Origin of the sequence: Mucilaginibacter sp. 22184, from assembly GCF_052045695.1 — a bacterium.
Classification (GTDB): Bacteria; Bacteroidota; Bacteroidia; order Sphingobacteriales; family Sphingobacteriaceae; genus Mucilaginibacter.
The window spans coordinates 818,346-838,443 of record NZ_JBQEPI010000001.1 but is presented as its reverse complement, the minus strand read 5'-3'; the positions used below and the strand labels follow the sequence as shown (position 1 = coordinate 838,443).

General features: G+C 42.8%; 11 protein-coding genes. 4 read left to right on the top strand and 7 right to left on the bottom strand.

All coding sequences use genetic code 11. From position 1 onward, the window contains the following. Positions 1 to 11 precede the first annotated feature (11 nt). From ACTJKG_RS03555 to ACTJKG_RS03545, 3 genes are all read right to left on the bottom strand, one after another. Complete coding sequence (locus ACTJKG_RS03555; protein ID WP_440738375.1) at positions 12 to 3,353, bottom strand: SusC/RagA family TonB-linked outer membrane protein; 3,342 nt, start codon at positions 3,351 to 3,353, stop codon at positions 12 to 14. A 223-nt stretch (positions 3,354 to 3,576) separates the two neighbouring features. Then, the gene (locus ACTJKG_RS03550; RefSeq protein WP_440738374.1) at positions 3,577 to 4,656 is read right to left on the bottom strand and encodes a FecR family protein; all 1,080 of its coding nucleotides are present in this window, start codon (positions 4,654 to 4,656) and stop codon (positions 3,577 to 3,579) included. 62 nt (positions 4,657 to 4,718) lie between these two features. Beyond that, positions 4,719 to 5,306: an RNA polymerase sigma-70 factor gene (locus ACTJKG_RS03545; RefSeq protein WP_440738373.1), complete on the bottom strand. Its 588-nt coding sequence runs from the start codon at positions 5,304 to 5,306 to the stop codon at positions 4,719 to 4,721. A gap of 337 nt (positions 5,307 to 5,643) precedes the next feature. Between ACTJKG_RS03545 and ACTJKG_RS03540 the strand changes: the two genes are divergently transcribed. The 4 genes from ACTJKG_RS03540 (at position 5,644) to ACTJKG_RS03525 (ending at position 11,234) form a co-directional block, all read left to right on the top strand. After that, entirely contained in the window at positions 5,644 to 8,472 is a 2,829-nt protein-coding gene (locus ACTJKG_RS03540) for a TonB-dependent receptor domain-containing protein (protein ID WP_440738372.1), read from the top strand. Positions 8,473 to 8,491: 19 nt separating this feature from the next. After that, on the top strand, positions 8,492 to 9,916 hold the full coding sequence (locus ACTJKG_RS03535) for a hypothetical protein (protein WP_440738371.1): 1,425 nt from the start codon (positions 8,492 to 8,494) through the stop codon (positions 9,914 to 9,916). Between the two features lie 61 nt (positions 9,917 to 9,977). Next, on the top strand, positions 9,978 to 10,535 hold the full coding sequence (locus ACTJKG_RS03530; RefSeq protein ID WP_440738370.1) for a histidine phosphatase family protein: 558 nt from the start codon (positions 9,978 to 9,980) through the stop codon (positions 10,533 to 10,535). 177 nt (positions 10,536 to 10,712) lie between these two features. Next, the gene (locus ACTJKG_RS03525) at positions 10,713 to 11,234 is read left to right on the top strand and encodes a hypothetical protein (protein WP_440738369.1); all 522 of its coding nucleotides are present in this window, start codon (positions 10,713 to 10,715) and stop codon (positions 11,232 to 11,234) included. A gap of 110 nt (positions 11,235 to 11,344) precedes the next feature. On the opposite strand, the gene ACTJKG_RS03520 is transcribed toward ACTJKG_RS03525, so the two are convergent. Genes ACTJKG_RS03520 through ACTJKG_RS03505 form a run of 4 tightly spaced genes read right to left on the bottom strand, consistent with a single transcriptional unit; the run spans position 11,345 to position 19,921 of the window. Beyond that, positions 11,345 to 12,004 (bottom strand): hypothetical protein, encoded by a 660-nt coding sequence (locus tag ACTJKG_RS03520; RefSeq protein ID WP_440738368.1) that lies wholly within the window; start codon positions 12,002 to 12,004, stop codon positions 11,345 to 11,347. Then, on the bottom strand, positions 12,004 to 15,660 hold the full coding sequence (locus tag ACTJKG_RS03515) for a DUF6443 domain-containing protein (protein WP_440738367.1): 3,657 nt from the start codon (positions 15,658 to 15,660) through the stop codon (positions 12,004 to 12,006). The genes ACTJKG_RS03520 and ACTJKG_RS03515 overlap by 1 nt, the downstream gene beginning before the upstream one ends. Before the next feature lie 31 nt (positions 15,661 to 15,691). After that, positions 15,692 to 18,964: a hypothetical protein gene (locus ACTJKG_RS03510; protein WP_440738366.1), complete on the bottom strand. Its 3,273-nt coding sequence runs from the start codon at positions 18,962 to 18,964 to the stop codon at positions 15,692 to 15,694. 15 nt (positions 18,965 to 18,979) lie between these two features. Further along, on the bottom strand, positions 18,980 to 19,921 hold the full coding sequence (locus ACTJKG_RS03505) for a hypothetical protein (protein ID WP_440738365.1): 942 nt from the start codon (positions 19,919 to 19,921) through the stop codon (positions 18,980 to 18,982). Positions 19,922 to 20,098: the final 177 nt, after the last annotated feature.

Sequence of the window (20,098 nt, the reverse complement as noted above, 5' to 3'; positions counted from 1 at the left end):
ATCTCGATGAATTAGAAATTAACATTTATACCAAACCCAACCTCGCGCCTGCGCGGATAGCGGCCATTATCATTACCCGGTGTAAGCGCCGAGCTGGAAGAAAATTCAGGATCATACCATGTATAATTTGTCCAGGTAAGCAAGTTGGCGCCGTATACATAGGCCCCTATGTTTTTGAGCTTATACCGCGATGCCAGGTTGGCGGGCAGATTATAAGTAAGCTTGGCATAACTCAGCCTGATGAACGAGGAGTTTTCCAGGAACCGGGTTTGTGTTCCGGGGAAATTAGCGGTGGAGTTTTTGCGGCCCATGTAAGGTATGTCGGTAATATCGCCTTGCTTTTTCCATGAATTATAGGTGGTATTATTATCAGCCACAATACCCGAGGTGGCCAGATTATCCAGCGTTTGCCGTGGACTATCATATATCTGGCCTCCCCAGGTAGTATTCAAGGTAAATGATAAGGTAAATTGTTTATAGTTTATGGTATTGATGATAGAGGCATAAAATGATGGCTGCGCGTTGCCTAATACCTGGCGGTCATTGGCGTCAATAACACTGTCTTTTTTAACGTTATCAAATATCATGTCGCCACCAAGCAGTAAAGCACCGCCCGCATACATATGGTGTATGGTTCCACTGTAGGTTTGCCCGTTCAGTGTATATTTTTGTGCGGTTTTACCATCGGCAGATACGCCCACAGGTGTTAGCCTGTTCCAATTGCCATCGTAGGCGTTTGAGGCATCATACTGGTAAACACCCAGCCCTTTGTAGCCATAAAAATCGCCGATCTTTCCGCCCTCCTGCACCAGGTAAGTAGCCCCGCCCGAAGTGGCCAGGAATGGCTGGTGATTGTACAAACTCTTGATGCGGTTACGTTCGATGGTCAGGTTGGCTCCAATGTTCCAGTTAAAGTTTTTGCTGGCAATGGGTGTTGCATTTATAGAGAGTTCAAAACCTTTATTAGTAACATCGCCCACATTCACATATACATTGGTAAAGCCTGTTTCAACAGGGATATTACGTTGGTAAAGCAGGTTCTTGGTTGTTTTTTGATAATAATCGGCGGTTACATTCAGCCTTGAATTGAAAAACTGCAGATCAAGCCCGAGGCCTTTCTGGATATTGCTTTCCCATTTTAACTGCGAGTTGCCAAACTGGTTGCTTAGTACCACGCCATTTACCGCATTGTAAAAGGAAGAACCAAAAGTATAAATGAGCAAATTAGAGTTGGATGGGATACGATCGTTACCTACCTCACCATAATTTAACCGGAGTTTGGCATCATTCAGCATCTTTTTGGACCAGGCCATAAATGGTTCATCGGTAAATCGCCAGGCTGCGGATGAGCCATAGAAATCACCATATTTATTATCCTTCCCAAACCTTGATGAACCATCTTTACGGTAAACCGCGCTAAACAGGTAGCGGCTTTTATAATTATAGGTTGCCCTGGCATAAAGTGATTCACGACTGGTTGAGCCGGCATCGGTACCGGTATTGGTTTGGTCAATAGTACCATAAACATTGGAGGTGTATATGGTTTCGTTGGCAGAGTTTGAACCCGCTATTTTAAAACTGTTATTCTGCGTTTTTTCTGCACTTACCCCCACAACCGCGGTAATATTATGATTGCCGATTGTTTTAGCATAATTTAAAAAGCCCTGGTAGGCCCAGTTGGTATTAACCGCAAAACTTTCCCTGCCCGAGTTAACCAAAGGGTTGGCGCTGCTTAGCAACTTAGGATCAAAAAACACATTATGCGGTGTTGATAAACCAAAGTCGAAATTATTGGTCAGTCGCAGATCTTTGGTTATTGTATAATCGATCTGGTTAAACAGGTCGCCGTTATACGTATTGGTTTGGTTAATCTCGAGCAAAGCAACCGATAGTTGGTTACGCCGTCCGCTAATGTAACCCGTTAAAGTGCCGTCGGGATAATATAAAGCTAAGTTTGACGGTCGCTGGAAGGCCTGGTTAATGGTATTCCCCTCGTTGATATTGTTATTGGTATTATACCCGAATGACAGGCGGTTACTGTATTTAAATCGGGGGGATACCTGGTAATCGAGGTTAAACCGAGCCTGCAATGTTTTCGCGTAGCTGTTAACGATAAGCCCCTGATCATTAATGTACCGGATACTGGAATAGTACTGCACACTTTTTTCGCCCCCGCTTACACCAAAGTCAAGGATATCCCGCTTGGCTGTCTGGGTGATTACATCCTGGTTGTCGTTATCGGAGTTAAAAACAACGTTTAGTGAATCATTGGTGGTTGTGGGTTTGTCGGGACTTGCTCCGTTATATAAATTCCGCTCAATACGCAGGTCCCTGGAGTTTGGCTGCTCCAGTTTGTGCGCCATTACGCCAAAGATGCGGGCATACTGGGCATTGATGAGAGGCTTACCTGCCCTGCCCCGTTTAGTAGTGATCAGGATAACACCATTTGCCGCTTGCGAGCCATAAATAGCTGCCGATGCCGCGTCTTTTAACACCTCGATGGATTGGATATCATTGGGGTTTACATTATCGGCGCTTTGACTTAAAATACCGTCGATCACGAATAACGGTGCGTTGCCCGCGCTCGAAAATGTTGATCCGCCGCGGATCTGGATAGAGCCTGTCGCTCCCGGTTCGCCTGAATCATTGATAACCAGCACACCTGATGCCTGTGATTGCAAGGCATCTATCAGATTGATCGGGTGGCGCTCTTCGATCTGCTTGGCGGTTATTGTCGATATGGCTCCGGTCAGGTCGCGCTTGGCTACCGACTGACCATAACCCGTTACAACAACTTCACTTAAATCGGTCGCCGACTCTTTTAATGTCACATTAATGGTTTTACGATCGCCTACAGGAATCTCTGTCGCAACATAACCAACCGACGAAAACACCAGTATCGCATTGTTGTCGGCCACATTGATCAGGAACTTTCCATTACCGTCAGTAAGAACGCCAATCTGCGTACCTTTTATTTTTACACTTACACCGGGCAAGGGGCCTTTGGAGTCGCTCACCACTCCGGATATGGAAATCGGTGCTGATTGCAGCCTTTTATCGGTAATGATAACCAGGTTATTTCCGTTCAGTTTGTAGGTAAGATTTGTTTGTGACAACAACATTTCCATCACCTCAACAATGGAGGCATTGCTCAGATCAACCTTACCAATGAGCTTTGAGCTCAAAGCATCATCGTTATAAACAAAGCGATAGCTGCTTGCCTTTTCCACTTCGGCAAGTGCTTTCTTTATCGAAACATTATGCAGGTTAATATTGATCTTATCCTGCCCGTAGCCTTTTGAAAAAACCTGAAAGGATGATATCACGATCAGGATAAGGGTACACTTTGTCATGAGGAATATTTTTATAAGGCATTGCAACCGCATATGGCTTATGCGGCAAGCATTTTTTTTCATAATTTAGTCTTTAGGTTACTTGAATTATTGGTTTTAAGACGACTCGTAATTTTGAAGGACCAAACCGCGGGGGATGCGTCAACATTCTCCGCTTTTTGGTTTTAAGGTGTTTTATGTATCGGTTTTAATCATATGCGCTTTGTTTTAAGGTTAATGGGGTTTAATAAATAGTCACTTTATCGTTATCAATTAAAAAGTTAAAATTGCTGGTGGCCTTAAGCGCATCCAGGGCTGTGGCCAGTGATTCTTTGGTAAACTTTCCGCTAAACTTTTTCTGTTTTAGCTCTTCGTTTTTAAAGGTGATCGAAACACCGTACCACCGCTCCATTTTTTTGGCCACATCATCAAAGTATTCATCATCAAATACCAGCTTATTTTCTAGCCATTGGGCCTCGGCCGGTAACGAATCATTTTGCTCATGATGCAAGGCGCTTAGTGTTATAAGGGTGTTATTATCACCGTTACTGTGCACATTTTTATTGGGTAATGTTAGTTTTTCGGAGGGTTTTAAGATGATCTTATGATCGGGGTTTGATACCGGGGTAAGCTCTATCCTCCCCCTGATCAATGAGGCTTCGGAAGTATTATCATTGGCATATGCCCGCACATTAAACGCGGTACCCAGAACCTTTATCTGCATGGTTGTGGTATTTACAATAAAGGGGTGCTCACTATCCTTTACCACGTCGAAAAAGGCCTCGCCGGTTAGGCGTATTTCGCGATATTTATTGCCATAGTTTGTTCCATAAAATATTTCGCTGCAGGCATTTAGCCATACTTTGGAACCATCGGGTAATATTATTTTACTGATGCCGCCCAGCGGAGCCGCTATCTGGTAAGTTTTACCCGAGTTATTCCCGCTAAAATTTCGCCAATAAAAAAGTGACAATAGGCCAAATACCAAACATGCTGCCGCCGCGGATAACCAGAGCGGATTGTGCCAGATGTTCTTCATTTTTGCCGGGGTATCTGTTTTATCTTCCGGCCCCTGAAAACTATCAGTATGTGAACCATCCACTTCCAACCTGCTTTCCAGGCGGTCCCATTTTTCCTGTAATTTGTGCGAAATAAAGCGGGGCGGCCGATCAGGGTTTTGTTTCCACAGGGCCTCCAAAACCTGTATGGAGTATGCATCGGCCCAGGGTTGAGCAAGTAATATATCCAACTGCCGAAGCTCGTCGGCAGTAGCTTCGTTATTCAGTTTCTTTCCTAAAAGTATCCAAAGAGTTTCCTGGTCCATTGTTTTTAGCTTCAGTAACAAGGACAGGGAAAAATGAAAACACCCCAGTGAAAAAATGAAAATTAATTGGCCGATGCCTTTTTGAATACTTTTTTATGATGGCCAGGCGAAGTTGAAATTGCTGCGGCTATAGCTTTAAGCGCATTGCCCATATGGTATTCTACCGTTTTGGAGGATATATTGAGTATTTCTGCTACGTTCCTGTACTTCAGGTGATCTTCTTTGACCAGCTTAAATACCAGTTTGCATTGTTCGGGTAAGCGCTGTATGGCCTCATTAATAACTTTAGCAAGCTCGGCAGTGATCAGTACATCTTCAACAGAGGCATTAATATCCTTTAATTCAAACCCAACAGATTCAATGTCGACATATACGATACGGTTTGCCTGGTTATAGTTAAGCGACTGGTTTTTTACAGCTACGTACAAGTAAACCGTTAAGTTATTTACCTCGCTTAATTTGGCCCGGTTTGCCCACGCTTTTACAAATACATCGTCAACAATTTCTTCGGCTACTTCCGTTAGTTTTACAAAAGAACAAGCCAGTTTCAAGAGGCGCTCATAATACAAAAAGTAGATCTTTTGAAAAGCGACAAGATCACTATCACGCGCTATTTTTTCCAATAGCTCCTTAAGGTCAATGTTTAACATGTATAATCAGGTTTGGACTGGTGCATTTACGTTGGAGAAATGCTGGTAATTGGTTAACCTAATTTAGGCCTGAAAAACAGCGCAGAAATAAACTATATTGACTAAATACTAACTTGTATTTACAATTTTATCAAAGATGATCGCCTAACTATCATTCTGTAATGACTCTGGCTCAATCATGTATGTATCAACATATAACTGCCCATGGCATAACTATTTAACCCGGTAAATTAAGCCAATGTTAAGTTTCGGTTATTGAATCTGTTAGGACTTAATTATTCAGTTTTTCTCCAGTATTCCACAGGTTTCTTTGCGGAAAATCAAAAATCCGTAGTCCATGAAACACTCCTACTTCCTTAACAGGTTATTGTTGTTATCTTCTTTAATCTTCCTGTTTGCTTTTTCGTCTGTAGCGCAGACCATAAAAGGTAAAGTTGATGATTATAAAACCGGCGAGCCCCTGGCCGGAGCAACAGTACATTTAACACAACAGGGCGTAAATAAAATTGCTCCCGTAAACCTGAACGGGGCTTATATCTTTAAAAACGTACGCACCGGGCCTTATAAAATTCAGGTAAATTTTATAGGCTACAAATCTTTGCAAACGTATGAGGGAAACATTAATTCAGCCGACGAAATAAAGATCATCAATATAGATCTGCAGGATGCAAGTACACAGGTAGCAGAAGTTAAAATTACGGGGCAGGGAAATAAAGAAACCGATCGCGCGGCGCGGGGCATCGAGAAAAATGCCAGCATGATTCAAAACATCCTTTCGGCAAATACCATCAAGCTTTTACCCGATGTAACCGTAGCCAATGCATTACAACGGGTAAGTGGTGTAAGCATCCTGCGTTCGCCAAGCGGCGAGGGGCGTTACGCCATTATACGCGGTATGGAGCAACGTTATAACTCCACACTGGTAAACGGAATCAAGATACCAAGCCCAGATCCAGCCTATCGATTTGTGCCCATGGATATATTTCCGTCAGAAATGCTTGACCGCCTGGAGATAATTAAAGCCCTTACACCCAGCATGGACGGCGATGCTATTGGCGGGGTTATGAACCTGGTGATGAAAAGTGCCCCAAATCAGTTTGTTCTTAGCGCCAATGTATCCGGTGGTTTTTCTTCTTTATTCTCATCCGGCAGGCCATTTGTTGCATTTAACCCATCCGTCAACGGGCAATCGCCGGCAAGCATCCATGGTAATAGTTATGCAGCCACCTATAGTGATTTTAATAACACAGCGATCACAAGCGATAAGAATATGTCGACCCCGTTTAGTTCAACAGCTGGTTTAACTATTGGCGATCGCTTTTTGGATAATAAGCTGGGGGTAATTGTTTCGGCAAGTTACCAGAATATCTACCGGGGCTCTAATTCCAAAAGATTAATACCAAACGCCCAGCCAGATTTTCAGCCTTTACCAAACTCACCCCAATTTTCTGATTCTTATGACCGTACCTATTCTACGCAAACACAACGTTTAGGTATCCATAACAAAATTGATTATGTGTTTGATAACAAAAACAAGATCTCGTTATACAATTTGTACATCCATCAAAACGAATACGAATCACGCCTGTCATCAGATACTTTGGGTCTGGGCTTAAACTCAACCGCCTTTAGCAAGCAGATCACCTTATCAAACAGGAGCACCTTAACCCAGCAAACCATTTATAACTCCACCCTGCATGGCGAGCATTTATTAGGTGATGAATGGAAATTTACCTGGGACGGGGTTTATTCCAGGGCTACCCGCAATATGCCCGACAGAACTGAGTTCTCCTACGATGCCAATAAAGCCATTAATAGCGCAGGGGCGGTTACCAACGAGTATGATAACAATACCGTATTAACCCACCATTGGGAAAATAATAAGGACCAGGATATCAGCGGTTACGCCAACCTGATCTATACCCCTAAAATTGCAGGTAAGCCCGTCGAGTTTTCTACCGGTGGCTTATTCCGGCATAAAATAAGAGATGCGTACTATATGGAATACACGTTAAAAGGAGGCTCTACGCTGTATAACAATAATTTTAGTTCTATTCCATTTACCTTGTCATCACCTATTAATGGTACCGGTAACAGCAACACCAATTTAGCCAACAACTATCATATAACCGAAAACGATAACGCGGAGTATGTGCAGGCCAAGTTTGATCTGCTGCCTAAACTACAGGTTTTAGGTGGCGTCCGGATCGAGAATACCAACCTCTCCTATCTTACCCAATCGCCAATTACCGTATCTGCCCGAAGCGGAAAATATATTTATACTGATGTTTTGCCAAGCGTGCACTTAAAATACGCGTTAACCGATGAGCAGAATCTCCGGGCATCGTATTTCGCCTCTATCAGCCGCCCGGGCTTTGGCGAACAGGTTCCTTACCAAATAGATGGGGAATATTATAAGGAGGAAGGCAATCCGAATTTAAAACACATCACTGCTGATAATTATGATTTGAGATATGAATTTTTCCCGGGAGGGGCAGATCAGCTATTGCTGGGCTCTTTCTATAAAAAGATCTATAATCCTATTGAGTATTACGTTGTGCGTGGCTCCGGACCGAGCGATCTGCTTATCCAACCTCAGAATGATCCTGGAAACGCAACCAATTACGGTTTTGAAGCCCTGGCAACCAAGTTTTTTGGCATCATTGGCTTCTCTGCTAACTATACTTATACCCATTCCCGTGTTACTACACCCAAGCTGCTGTACGCCCCAACAGGCGCTAATGGCCAGCCAATGAACAGCATTATAGATGAAACACGCCCCTTACAGGGTCAGGCAAATCATGTGGGCAATGCATCTATATTATTTAAAAGCGCTAAACTGGGCTTAGATATGCAGCTGGCTTATGTATATACCGGTGAGCGCCTTGCCCAGGTATCGGCATACGCTAATCTCGACTTTTACCAGCACGCTTATGGTCAGTTAGATTTCTCGTTTGAAAAAACGATTGCCAAACATTTTTCTTTTTACGGCAAGATCAACAACCTTACCAATGCAGCTGCCAGGATATATCTGAAATATCCGCATGATAAAATTAAGTCGCAGCTGCAGGAGTTTTTGGGCAAACAAGATATAGCCGCTCAAACCCTGGTTCAAAGCGATTACTACAAAACACTATTCCTTGGCGGGTTCAGGTATAAACTCTAATAACAAATAAACTATAACGATGAAAAAATATATAATCCCCATCATCTCCCTGATATTATTAGCATCAGTCTCCGGCTGCCAAAAATGGAAAGGCGAACATACCGAGATCTATAATTATACCCCACCCGCAGCCAACCCGGTAAGTGATAAAGCCCCGCTGTCTTGCGGTGGCGGCAGTACGGTTAGCGCGGTAAAGGGCACTATGCTCAGCGGAAAAACCTATACCGTACAAGCCGGCTGCGACCTGGTTATTAATCCTTTGGATACTTTATTGATGCAGCCTGGGGTTACTTTAAATATGGGCACAGGCAGTAGTTTAATTGTTTTGGGTACCTTGGTGAGCAACGGTTCCAAAAATCAACCCAACTGGATAACTGTCCCCGGAATAACCAAAAACGATGCACCGGGTGGTGTTGCCCCTACTGCCGATCCGGCTTACTCGGGTAAATGGAAAGGTATTATTGCAGGACCAACCTGTAACCTGATGGTATTGCGTTGGACCCACATAGAGTATGCCGGGTTAACCGAAGGCGACGCGACATCTAAACTTGCCAGTTCGGGCTCTGGTAACCAGTACAGTATTCTATTCGCCAATTACAAAGGGAGTTTTATTATGGAAGATTCCTGGTTATATGGGGGTGTGGATGATCCTATCCGCATATCGGCTGGTAAAGTGGCCATTTTTCGCAATACCTTTGAAAAGAACGGAGCCAACGGCGGCGATTGTTTAAATGCCAAAGGTGGCACTGTAGGTACTATGGCTTATAATCTTTTTATAGGTACCGCGACAAACGGTCAAAAAGCATCTAATAAAGGACAGGCTATCGGTGCGCCGCAAACCAACCTGGTGATGTATAATAACACCTTTGTAAGCGGCGGATACCGGCAACAACAAAGCGGACGTGGTGGTTGTATCAATTATGAAGAAGGCGCCGCGGGTATGTATTACAATAACGTAGCTATCAACTGCCGGTTTGGTTACCGGGTAGTTGGCAATCCTGTTGCCGATGTGGCGCATCTTTCTTACGGTAATAATTACCAATGGGCCGATTCACTGAGCGTGGCCAACCAGTTTTATCCAACTGGTTATATTACCCAACCACAAACTACCGATATTCCATCAATTACCACTTCGGCAAAATATCTCCCAACCAATTACCCGCTGGGATCTGTTTATGATGGTAGCGATGTGGTTCAGAAAAATAATCCTGCATTTTTGAATTTTCCTTTACCTACAACAGGTCATGCTCTTTCTCAATACAGCGCTGTTGGAAATTTCAATTTTCATCTGCAGGCAAGCTCGCCACTTATCGGAAAAGGGAACACCAGCATAAAACCTTTGATCACCGTTCCGCTGGATAAAATTTATGGCCTTTCTGACGCGACACCTCCCGGTGCCGACCTTGGCTGCTATCAGTTAAACGGTACGGGCAATCAACACTAATTTTAACTACCAAGGCCGGCTGAACTTTCGTTCAGCCGGCCTTTTATAATTCTATTATAAAATGAATTTACTCATCAAAAGCTGCTTTATATTACTGATCTGCGCCTGTTTTATAACGACAAAGGCGTTCTCTCAATCCTCCGACTTAAAGATCATATTGATACGCCATGCCGAAAAACCGGTGAAGGGCGATAACTTGACTTGCCAGGGAGTGAACAGATCGTTAAAACTTCCGGCCGTTATTAATGCCAAATTTGGTGTGCCCGCTTATCTTTTTGTACCAGCCATGGGCCTGGGTGAAGCCACCAAACACTCCCGCATGTTTCAAACTATTATTCCTTTAGCGGCAAAGTACAACCTAACAGTTAACAGCAGCCGTCAGGAAAAAGATTCGTTAGGTATGGCTGCCGATCTTAAAAGCAGGGCCGGTACCGTCCTGGTGGTTTGGGAACACAACAATATTGTGCCCATTGTAAGAGCCTTAGGCGTAAAAGAAACCGGCCTAAAATGGCCCGACGACGATTATGACAGCATCTGGGTGGTGACTTTTAAAAACGGAAATGCTATGATTGCTTTTGATAAAGAAAACATCCATCCTTCCGTCGATTGCGGTTTTTAAATCTTTGTCCCACCCAGAGTACTTATCCTACTTGCTCTTATCAACTTTTATGGATAAAGATTTTGCTTATCACTGCTTTTTTCTTTTTTGATAAGGATGGGTTGTGTATCTTTATATACCTTCCTTAGATCACACCGTATATTTATCAATCAATTATATCCTTAAAAACAGAAAAACATGTTTGACGAATTACTTAAATTGGTGCAAAACAATGCAGGCGCAGCAATTACCAACAATCCCCAAATTCCAAACGAACACAACGAAGCCGCGGTACAGGATGCTTCCTCATCCATCACGGATGTATTAGGCAGTCACTTATCATCTGGTGGTAGTGGATTATCTGGTGTACTATCATTACTTAAAGGCGGTGGTGGCGACTTGACCAGCAATCCCATTGTTAGTCAGATTATACAACAATTTAGCGGTAAACTCCAAAATAATTATGGGGTTGACGGCGATGCGGCCCAATCAACAGCAAGCAGCCTGATACCACAGGTTTTAGGACAACTGGCCAACAAAACAAATGACGCCGGCGACAGCTCTTTTGATATCCAAAGCATTTTACATTCACTAGGCGGCGCCGATGTCAAATTTGACATGAGCGATGCCCTTAATCTTTTCCACGGAGGCGGTAACAACGCAGAAGGCGGCGAAGGCATATTAGGAAAACTGACGGGGTTATTTGGTGGGGCTAAATAAGATAAGTTTATAGACGAGAAAAGCCCAACCGTTGTGATTGGGCTTTTTTCGCAGTGGAAATGCTTAATCTGTATTACACACTAATATGTGATCAGCGGGAGAGTAGAAAGCTATACTAAAGAAAGTATATTAACAGACCACCGCCTACCATCTTTAGCAACCATACTAAAAATTGTATTCGATTCCCATTTGCAATTCACATAATATATAAATTCTGACAAGTTCGGTTGGAATTCAATTCTTCGTTCCTTAATAATTTTATTCTCCTTGGCTAAAAGAATTATTATATATGCACTAAAAACATCAATATCCCAATTACATTCGATATAGCCAATAAATTCTTTTGTGGGTGACTTGAAATTTTTATTCTTAATTTTAAATTTATACTCCAGATGATTGTCCATACATTGAGTATATGAATTAACTAATGGTTGTTTATCCCAGTCAAAATATTGGGCTAAATAAAGCATACTAGCGTGTAATAATTCAAGGATTGCCACTTTTCTATCAATCTTGCTTTGATTAAGAAATTTAGCAATAGGAAAGTATTTATTAATTACTATTACATCTATTGTTGATTCCCTAATTTTATTGTCAAAATCATCTAAATTAATGTTATCATCAACTTCAACAATTATTTTTCTATATACACCTGCTCTGTACTTTTGCAAATACCGCCAATATTGTTCTTGTATGCACCAACATTGTTTATTAAACTGTAATTGATAGGTATGTTGATAAGTGGTGTGTATAGATATTGAATTTATCATCAAAGTTTGGGTTTGGGTCGAAATTGATTTTGTGGGGCTCGGCCATTCTGAGTGGCAAAATCTGTTACATTATTTTGCTCCCACACACTTGCTTTTGCACGATTTTTAATCCAAGCTTCAAATTTGCCATATACATCTGAATTACCTTTATATTTAGTTCTCAATTTTTGTTCAATACGAGGCGATGATTTGAACCCTCCCGTAGCATCTCTTTTGGCAGTCTGTCCACTTATGCCAAATTCTAATATTTCATCAGTCTTTTTATTCCGTATTGTATAACCATGTTGCTCTTTTTGACTTGAAAGAGAATTACCATTAGGCTCTTTATTCGGCGTTTGATCATTTACAGGTTGACTACTTGATGCGTTTAATACTCCATTACCTCCAAGAAGTCCCACCAAGGCGTTTTTTGATGTCCATACGCCATGTGTGGCCAAAGCAATTGAAGGTGCCTCGACAACCAAAGAGGCTCCAAATGTTTCTGGAGCTCCAATAGCTCCAGCTACGGCCCCGGTACCTCCAGATCCCATTTCACTTATTCCCTGCCCAAAGGCAATTACGTGACCAAGCTTTTCTCCGAAACCACCGACCGATGAATTGCCATATTGTGCTGGTGACAAATTGCCTGTAGTTACATCCGACAGGTAGGCATGGGTTATACCAGTCACCAAGTCTATGTTATCGCTAAAACCGCCACAACAAGGAGCCTTTCCGTCAGGATCAGTTAATTTAACCGGATTTCCAAACACATAACCATAGGGTGTTGTGCTTTCCTGTCCTGCTTCAACCAATGGATCCACAATAGTCCATCTTGCAATAACCGGATCATAGAACCGTGCGCCGTAATCATATAACTGAAGGTTCTCTTGCAGCTCCTTCTTGTTGTAAAGATACTCATTTTTGGGGCTGGCTGTACTCGTGCTGATCTCCATTCCAAATGGGTAGTAATCATCTACCTGAACCTGCCTGGCTATGCCCGTGCCCGTATCAAAGTTTACCCGGCTATTGCCCAGATGATCAGTTAATGTGTATTCGTAGTTATAACTTGCCGCATCTTTGGCTAAGGCTCGCCCTTCTTCCGTTTGGATAAAACTGATTGTCGATGATGCCGCCGTGCCGTCATACTGGATGCCACCAATATAATCCGTCTTGGCTGTACTGATTAACCTGGACAGTTTTTGTCCGGCAGCATCATACGTATAGGTCGTGCTCTTGCCCGTGATCGTCTGCGGCAGGTTCAGCAGGTTATAGGCAATATTACTGATCCCTTTACTGTTGTCACTGATGAGGTTACCGTTACCATCATACGCATAGCTGGCTATGCCGTGTTTCTGCCCCACATCACTGGCTGTCGCGTCTGTAACGGCTTGTAGCTGGCTGCTGCCTGTTGGATAAGTGTAGGTCAATTGATCGATGATGGTATCTCCCCGATAACGGTTTAAAGCCGTGATATTACCCAACAGATCGTACGTGATTCCATTTTCATAATTCCCTGTCGATGCTGTGGACGCGGTTAACCGGTTCAGCTGGTCATAGCTATAGGCATAGTTTTTATTCAAGTTGCCTGGTGTGCCCCAGTACTGGTAGGCGATGTTACCATTATATTGTTTATTTGTTCCCGTATTGTAATACAATTGCTCGGCAAATAGCGGCGCACTACTCGTGTTTAGCCAGCCCCGTTCATTATAGCTATAGGTGATGGTTTGTTTAAAGTTGGTACTATCCGTACTGTGCAGGTTCTTTCTCCATACCTGTCCCAGTTCGTTATACTCTGTTTTCGACAGGATCGGGTTTACATCCGCTGCCTGGCCCCCATTCTGGATCTGCTCCCGTGTGGTCAGCTTCCTCCCCATATGGTCATAGCTGTACTGGTTGATGATCGTCAGTTTGGCTGTGCCGCCTGTAGCCACGGTAAAATGTCTTCGGTTGGTGCTGGTCACCTGGTCATTGAAATTATACGTGTTTAGCACGACATCGAAGTTGCCTGCGTTTACCGTACCACCCAGATAGTGTTGTTTATAACTTCGGATATTTCTGCCTTTATCATCATAATAGCTCACATCCCAAAGTGTGTCCGGTTTGTCATTGGCAATTGTGTTCAGTACCGTCGTCAAACTCGCGGTCAGCAGACCTTTGGTCATGGTACTCACGCCATTGGTTACCAGGTAACCTGCCGGAAGATTAGGGACATTATAATCATCGTAATAGTTTATCGTTAACCTCTTGGTCAGCACCGGGTAACTGCCCAGCACGTATCCTGTTGGATTGGCCGTGGTATTATTCGTCTGGTCACGGGTATCCCATTGGGGTTTGGCATAGATACTATCCTGCAAACTTTTTAACGTTTTAGCGGAGCCCGCGTTCCACAGTCCGGTGATAATTACCCGGCCCAGCGCGTCATATTTGCTTACCGTCCATTGGTTTCCTTGTCTTTGCAGGCTATCCTGGCTCAATACCGGCTGGTCCAGACGGTTATATACCGTAAACTCCCAGCCCTTGCCCGGGATCTTCTTTTGGGTCAACCGGTTCCGTTCGTCATAACGGTACTGGTAACACAGGTTATTGAGCAATATCGCTGAGGGTAAGGCAATATCAGCCAATGCTCTTGGTGGTAACACAAATGCCAGGTTACCCAGGTCGTCATATACATAATAGGTAGATAGGATCTGCAAAGTGGCAGCAACTGTCGGGTTACTTTTAGCGGGTAAATAATTAAACGTCCTTTTCAGCACAACATGACCTTCTTTGTCTTTATATTCTTCGATGGTACCGCCACGGCCGCTTTTCCAATTTTCATCCTTAGTTATCGTCACATATAGCTGACCGGCTCCGTAATTGCCACTTCTCGCTAATGTCCGACTCCCGTTAGCGTTGATGGTTGTGGTATAAAGCGCTACCAACATGGTATTTGCCGTATCTGTTATGTCCTTAACATTATTCGTCGTATAGGCTATTTTCTGAGTATGACCAGTCATACTATTCGCTACTGGCTGCCAGTCGGTTCCCGGCGCGCCTTGTTCTATCATCCGATTCAAGGGCGATGGCTCGAAATTCGTGATAGAAAAAGGACTGTTTGTTGTCACAACTCCTGCAGGTGGCGCTGTATAAAACTGGCTTTGAGCTCCGCTCAGTGCACCTGTTTTATAGCTTCCATCATTATTGCTCGCGGTAACATAGGGCAGATACTTCTGTGCTTCGCGCCCGAATTGGTCATAGGCGAACGGCTGTACCACATCACTACCCAGAGGGCTCCCTTTCACCTGTACCGTTTGCAGGGGTCTGCCCAGGCCATCAAAGTATTGTACCATCTGCATCAGTTCGCAGGTGTTCCTGTTTGCAAAATCCCCGGAGTTTGGGGTTGAGCCTACCGTTCTCATACCCCCTACCCGAGGTACAGAGGTGACGATGTAATTCTGGTTCTGGTTAAAACTGTTCGCAAATTGCTGGCAGTCTGGATTGGCAATGTATAAGCTCAGGCTACTGCCTGGTGCTGCCGTAAAACTGAAACCGGGGTTCAGCGTGATGCTATTGTAGCTAAAATACAAGCCCAGGGCAGGTGTGCCCGTCATCGGTGCTGTTACCTGTATCTGCGCCTGGCTGCTGAGCGTCAGGAGCATAGAGTAGCAAGTAAAAAGCAAGCTTTTTATATTTTTCATGTGATAAAGTCTTATGGGTTGATACTTCGGATTACTGCCCTTGATAATGATAATCCAGGTGCTTGACAATGTTCCCGTCTTTATCCTTTACATTCATCAGGCGCTGAAAACCGTCATATTCATAAGACGTCGTCTCGCCTTTAGGATCGGTTGAGCTTGTCATGCCCACCAAGGGATCATAGGTGTAAGTGGTAACCTGGGCGTTTTTTAAGCGGCTGTCGGTTCGCAATGTATTTAATAATGCTCTCAATGAGACGTCACCTCTGGTAACAGCGTTATCAATCTGTGCTTGCGTGATTACACTAGCAACTGTTGCATAGTCACTATTGATAATTTTAGCAACCGGGTATGATTGCATATATCCCCATAAAAATACAGTTGTTACTCCATCATTATTTTTAACCGTTGAAATGTTATTCTGTGCATTATAAGTAACTACGGTTTTGTTATTGTAATTAGGTCCAATTATTGAATTAATATCATGCAATGCCGTATCAGCCAATGCGGCATTTTCATACGCATACATCGTTAAGGGCTGGGCGGCAGTGTTATACTGAATAGCCTGACCGCCCGTAATTTTCCCGTTTACGGAAATTTCTTTCCTAATCGGGATACTTATAGCCTGCGCTTGTACTAATGCATCAATATTAAATCCCAGAACATTATTATAATCCCTGGGATACCATGTTTTATTGTCCGTGATCTTTCCGTCACTATTATTAAACCTGGTGTTAGCAAGCAGGTAGTTATTATTATAATAGTTAACTGATTGGTTTTTTAAAGTATTGCCATTAATATAATTGAGTGTTATTGTCGAATCCAACAAATACCACTCTGTGGCAAACTTGCCCCCTTGAAATGAAAATGTCTTTATGGGTGATTGACTTACATTCGGCGAAATCTTTATTCCAAAAGTTTCTTTGTAATTTGTCAGGTAATTGCTATAATAATTCCTTTCTTCAGTCAATAAATTATAGCTCAAATCACTTTTTTGTTCATAGGCTTTTTTATTCAATAGTATTCCGCTCCTCCAAGCTCTCCCTGTGTTCGCGGGAATAGGATAAGTGTTATTCGGTATGGTTAGAAATAAATTATCATTTGAAAAGGTTAACTCGGTTTTGAAAGAAGATTTATTTTCATCATAATATTCTGTTACATTTTCATATCTAATGAATTGACCATCTATAGTTGTTAAAGGTGCTGTACTGCTACTGATAATTCTTGCGACGCTAGGTGTGAAGCTATTCGGATCTGCATCGCCACAAAAGATTAAGGGATTATGATTAGGCAGATTAACCAGAGTACCGCTACTTACGGTCGGGTCATTAAAGTAAGTATATTTAAATGATTTTGCTATCTTATTTCCGGAAGGGTCTGAGTCAACGATCTTTGCAACCCTTAATCCCCCCACTATAATATTTTTCAGATCCGTATTTTCTTTCCAGTTCATACTTACTGTAAAATCAGCATCAGGAAAATCGATCGTAGCTTGTATGGTTGCCGTTATTTTATACTTCCCGGGTTGAAAAATAAAAGGTGTCTGAATATCATTCAGCCTTAAAGTATACGATGGATTTGTAATTCCCGAAATCACCACCCGTACCGGGCAATTAATCGAATTAATTGGACCTGAATATCCCGATATCTGAAATACTATTGTACCCGGCTCCTTCATATCAGCTATCGTCAGAGAATCTATATATACACGTGGATTAAGCTGAACAAAGACACTGCTTTTAAAAAATGTGTAATTCCTGTTTTGTAATCCAGAATATTGGTATCCATTGCCAAGCCCATTAAGATTATTGATATTCGCAATATTACTTTCATAAGTAAAATCAGAACTCCCTCCTGTTGGATAAATAATCTTTTTCAATACCCCGGCCTGTGCATATGTTAAGTCAACCGTACGATCGGCTCCGGATGCATTACCCGCACCATTCCCCACCTTAATGGATGGCGTTAAACCCGGGTTGCTTGGCTTTCCGTTGTAATATCCCCAATAATCCTGCTGTGGGGATAACCGGCTTACTATCGGGGTCGTGTTGTATTGTAACTGGTATGTTTTAAATATCGCTCCGGTAGCATCCCCATCTTTTACCTGGTTTAATCTTAACCGTTTGCTGGCAATATCACTAACGTCCATACCTGGGGTATTTACCGGTGAAGAAGTATAATAATCATAGGAGAAAGAAATAGTTTTAAGGCGTGTGCCATCCTTGCGTTTTATAATGATACTGTCAAGACTTTTCGAACTGGATAAGGGAGCACCTATAACGTCGGCTCTTTGCAAAGACGATTGTATAAAAAAAACATCTCCAAGGTCTGTGCTTATTTTTTTTAAGATAGGTTTACTGGAAAGCATTTTATAAAAAGAGCCGTGCCGCTTACCATCTGCCTCGGGGCAGCCCGAATCACCACGTATATCTGTAGTTTCCCCGCCATTGCCAAAATCCATTACATTACTACTATCGTAGTCATATTTAATACTCCCGCCTGTAAGGCTAACTATATCCATTACCTGCCAGGCTGTGTTGTGCGCGGCCTGGGTGCTCGTGTTTGGCGGTCCTGATGCGATTCCATCCGTAACAGCCACATCGGACTGATTCAAAAAGCGTTCCCTGCCCGTTCTCAATCCATCCGCCGATGTGCCAAAATAGGCGGATGTTCCATTAGGTAAGACAACCGTCCATCCGGCAATTTCTCCACCGCTATCTCGGATACAATTTAGTTTTAAATGCTGGTAGGGTGCCAATACAAAATCATGCAATTCCTGATCAAAATAAAACTGGCCAGAGTATCCCATGATAGAAAAAAAATACATATCCGGCTCAATGTCAAGCAAACCAAAGTTTGCCTGATTATAAAGTAAATCCTGTTTCTCTGAACTATTTGCTGGCAAGGACAAGATATATTTAGCTGTTTTGGTGGTATTCATATAAGAAGCAGAGCCTCCTAAATCATCCGGCAAGCCATGCACTACACGGGATATACTGCCGCCTGTATTTAAATTCCATCCGGTACCGACCCAGGTGGCTCCTTCTTCGACTTTAATTCCAGAGGCATTATAACTTAGCCCTATCGGCACTTCGAGATCCCGTTGCTTCAGGGTATATAATGGTATCGATATTTCGGGAACCCCAGTTGAGTATCCTACCGGCATATCAATATACTTACCCAAGCTTCCTATTTCGGGTGTGGCAGGGGTTATATTCGTCAATGTTACTGGATTCAAATTCTGAGCAAAACATGCTAAGCAATGAACCATTAAATAACAAAGTAATATTGTTTTTTTGTTTTTCATAATGTAATTTCAGTTTTAGTGTTTCAGACTTTGTTCAAGTTTTTTTATTCTATTGATTAACTCACCGTTGATTACTTTCCACTCTTGTTGCTCTTGATCCTTCTCAATCAAATACAGCGTCAACTCCTCTACCTTCTTCAGCAGCAGTTTATTCATCTCTCCCAAATTCAGACCGTCTTCTGCGATTTCCTGCTGAGATGGAATTTCGGGTAAATGCTGGTTTTGATCGATATAGGCTTTAACTTCTTGAAGTGTGGGTAGTTGATAATCCTTTTGGAAAACATAGTCAGGCCAGTTTGTTGCTTCAACCTTTATTTGTTTGGCGCGGATATTACCATTTACAGATAGGGCTTCTTTGGGAGTTAAGGTTCCTATACCTACGTTTCCACCGTTTATTGCCAATGGATAAAACCCCTGGGGTGTTGTATTCGCTGGCAATGTGCCTCCCCAGTTGGGGTTATATGTGCCTGTACCACTAAAATAGGCAGTAACTACAGTTCCGCCGTTCCTGTTGGCAACATCAAAGACGAGATAAACAGTAGACATATCGCCATTAAAGAGGGTACGAAAATTTGACATAATAGTATTACCTCCATATGAGGTATTACTCAAAACAGAAATAGAGCTGGCTCCATCATACTGATTCGCATTCACATGTAACTCTACCGTTTGTACCCGGTTGGCAGCTTCAAAAGTAAGTGTATATGCCCCTTTTATTCGTGAACCGCTGGCGATAACATAGGTGCCATCCGTTGGAACACCAATCGGAGAGGAATCATTTACATTAATTCCCTTAATGGAAAGAGCCCCGTTGACATCTAGTTTACCAATGGGAGTCTGCGTTCCAATACCAATAGAATTGGTGGTTGATGTAACAGCGCCACTGGTCGTCCATTGGGCATTTACGAAAGACGAGATGCTTAAAAATAGCGATAATGAAAGGATGAATTTTTTCATGATATAAGGGGTTAAAAATTTGTTTAGGAATATATCCTTGGCCACCTGTATTAGTTCGGTAATGGTTTTTTTGAACTAAACTGATACTATTTGGTTCGCTTTATTATGATGAACCGTTGGGGTGGAATTTAGAGCGCGATTAACGCCATAACAGATTATCAAAAAATGTTGCTCAAC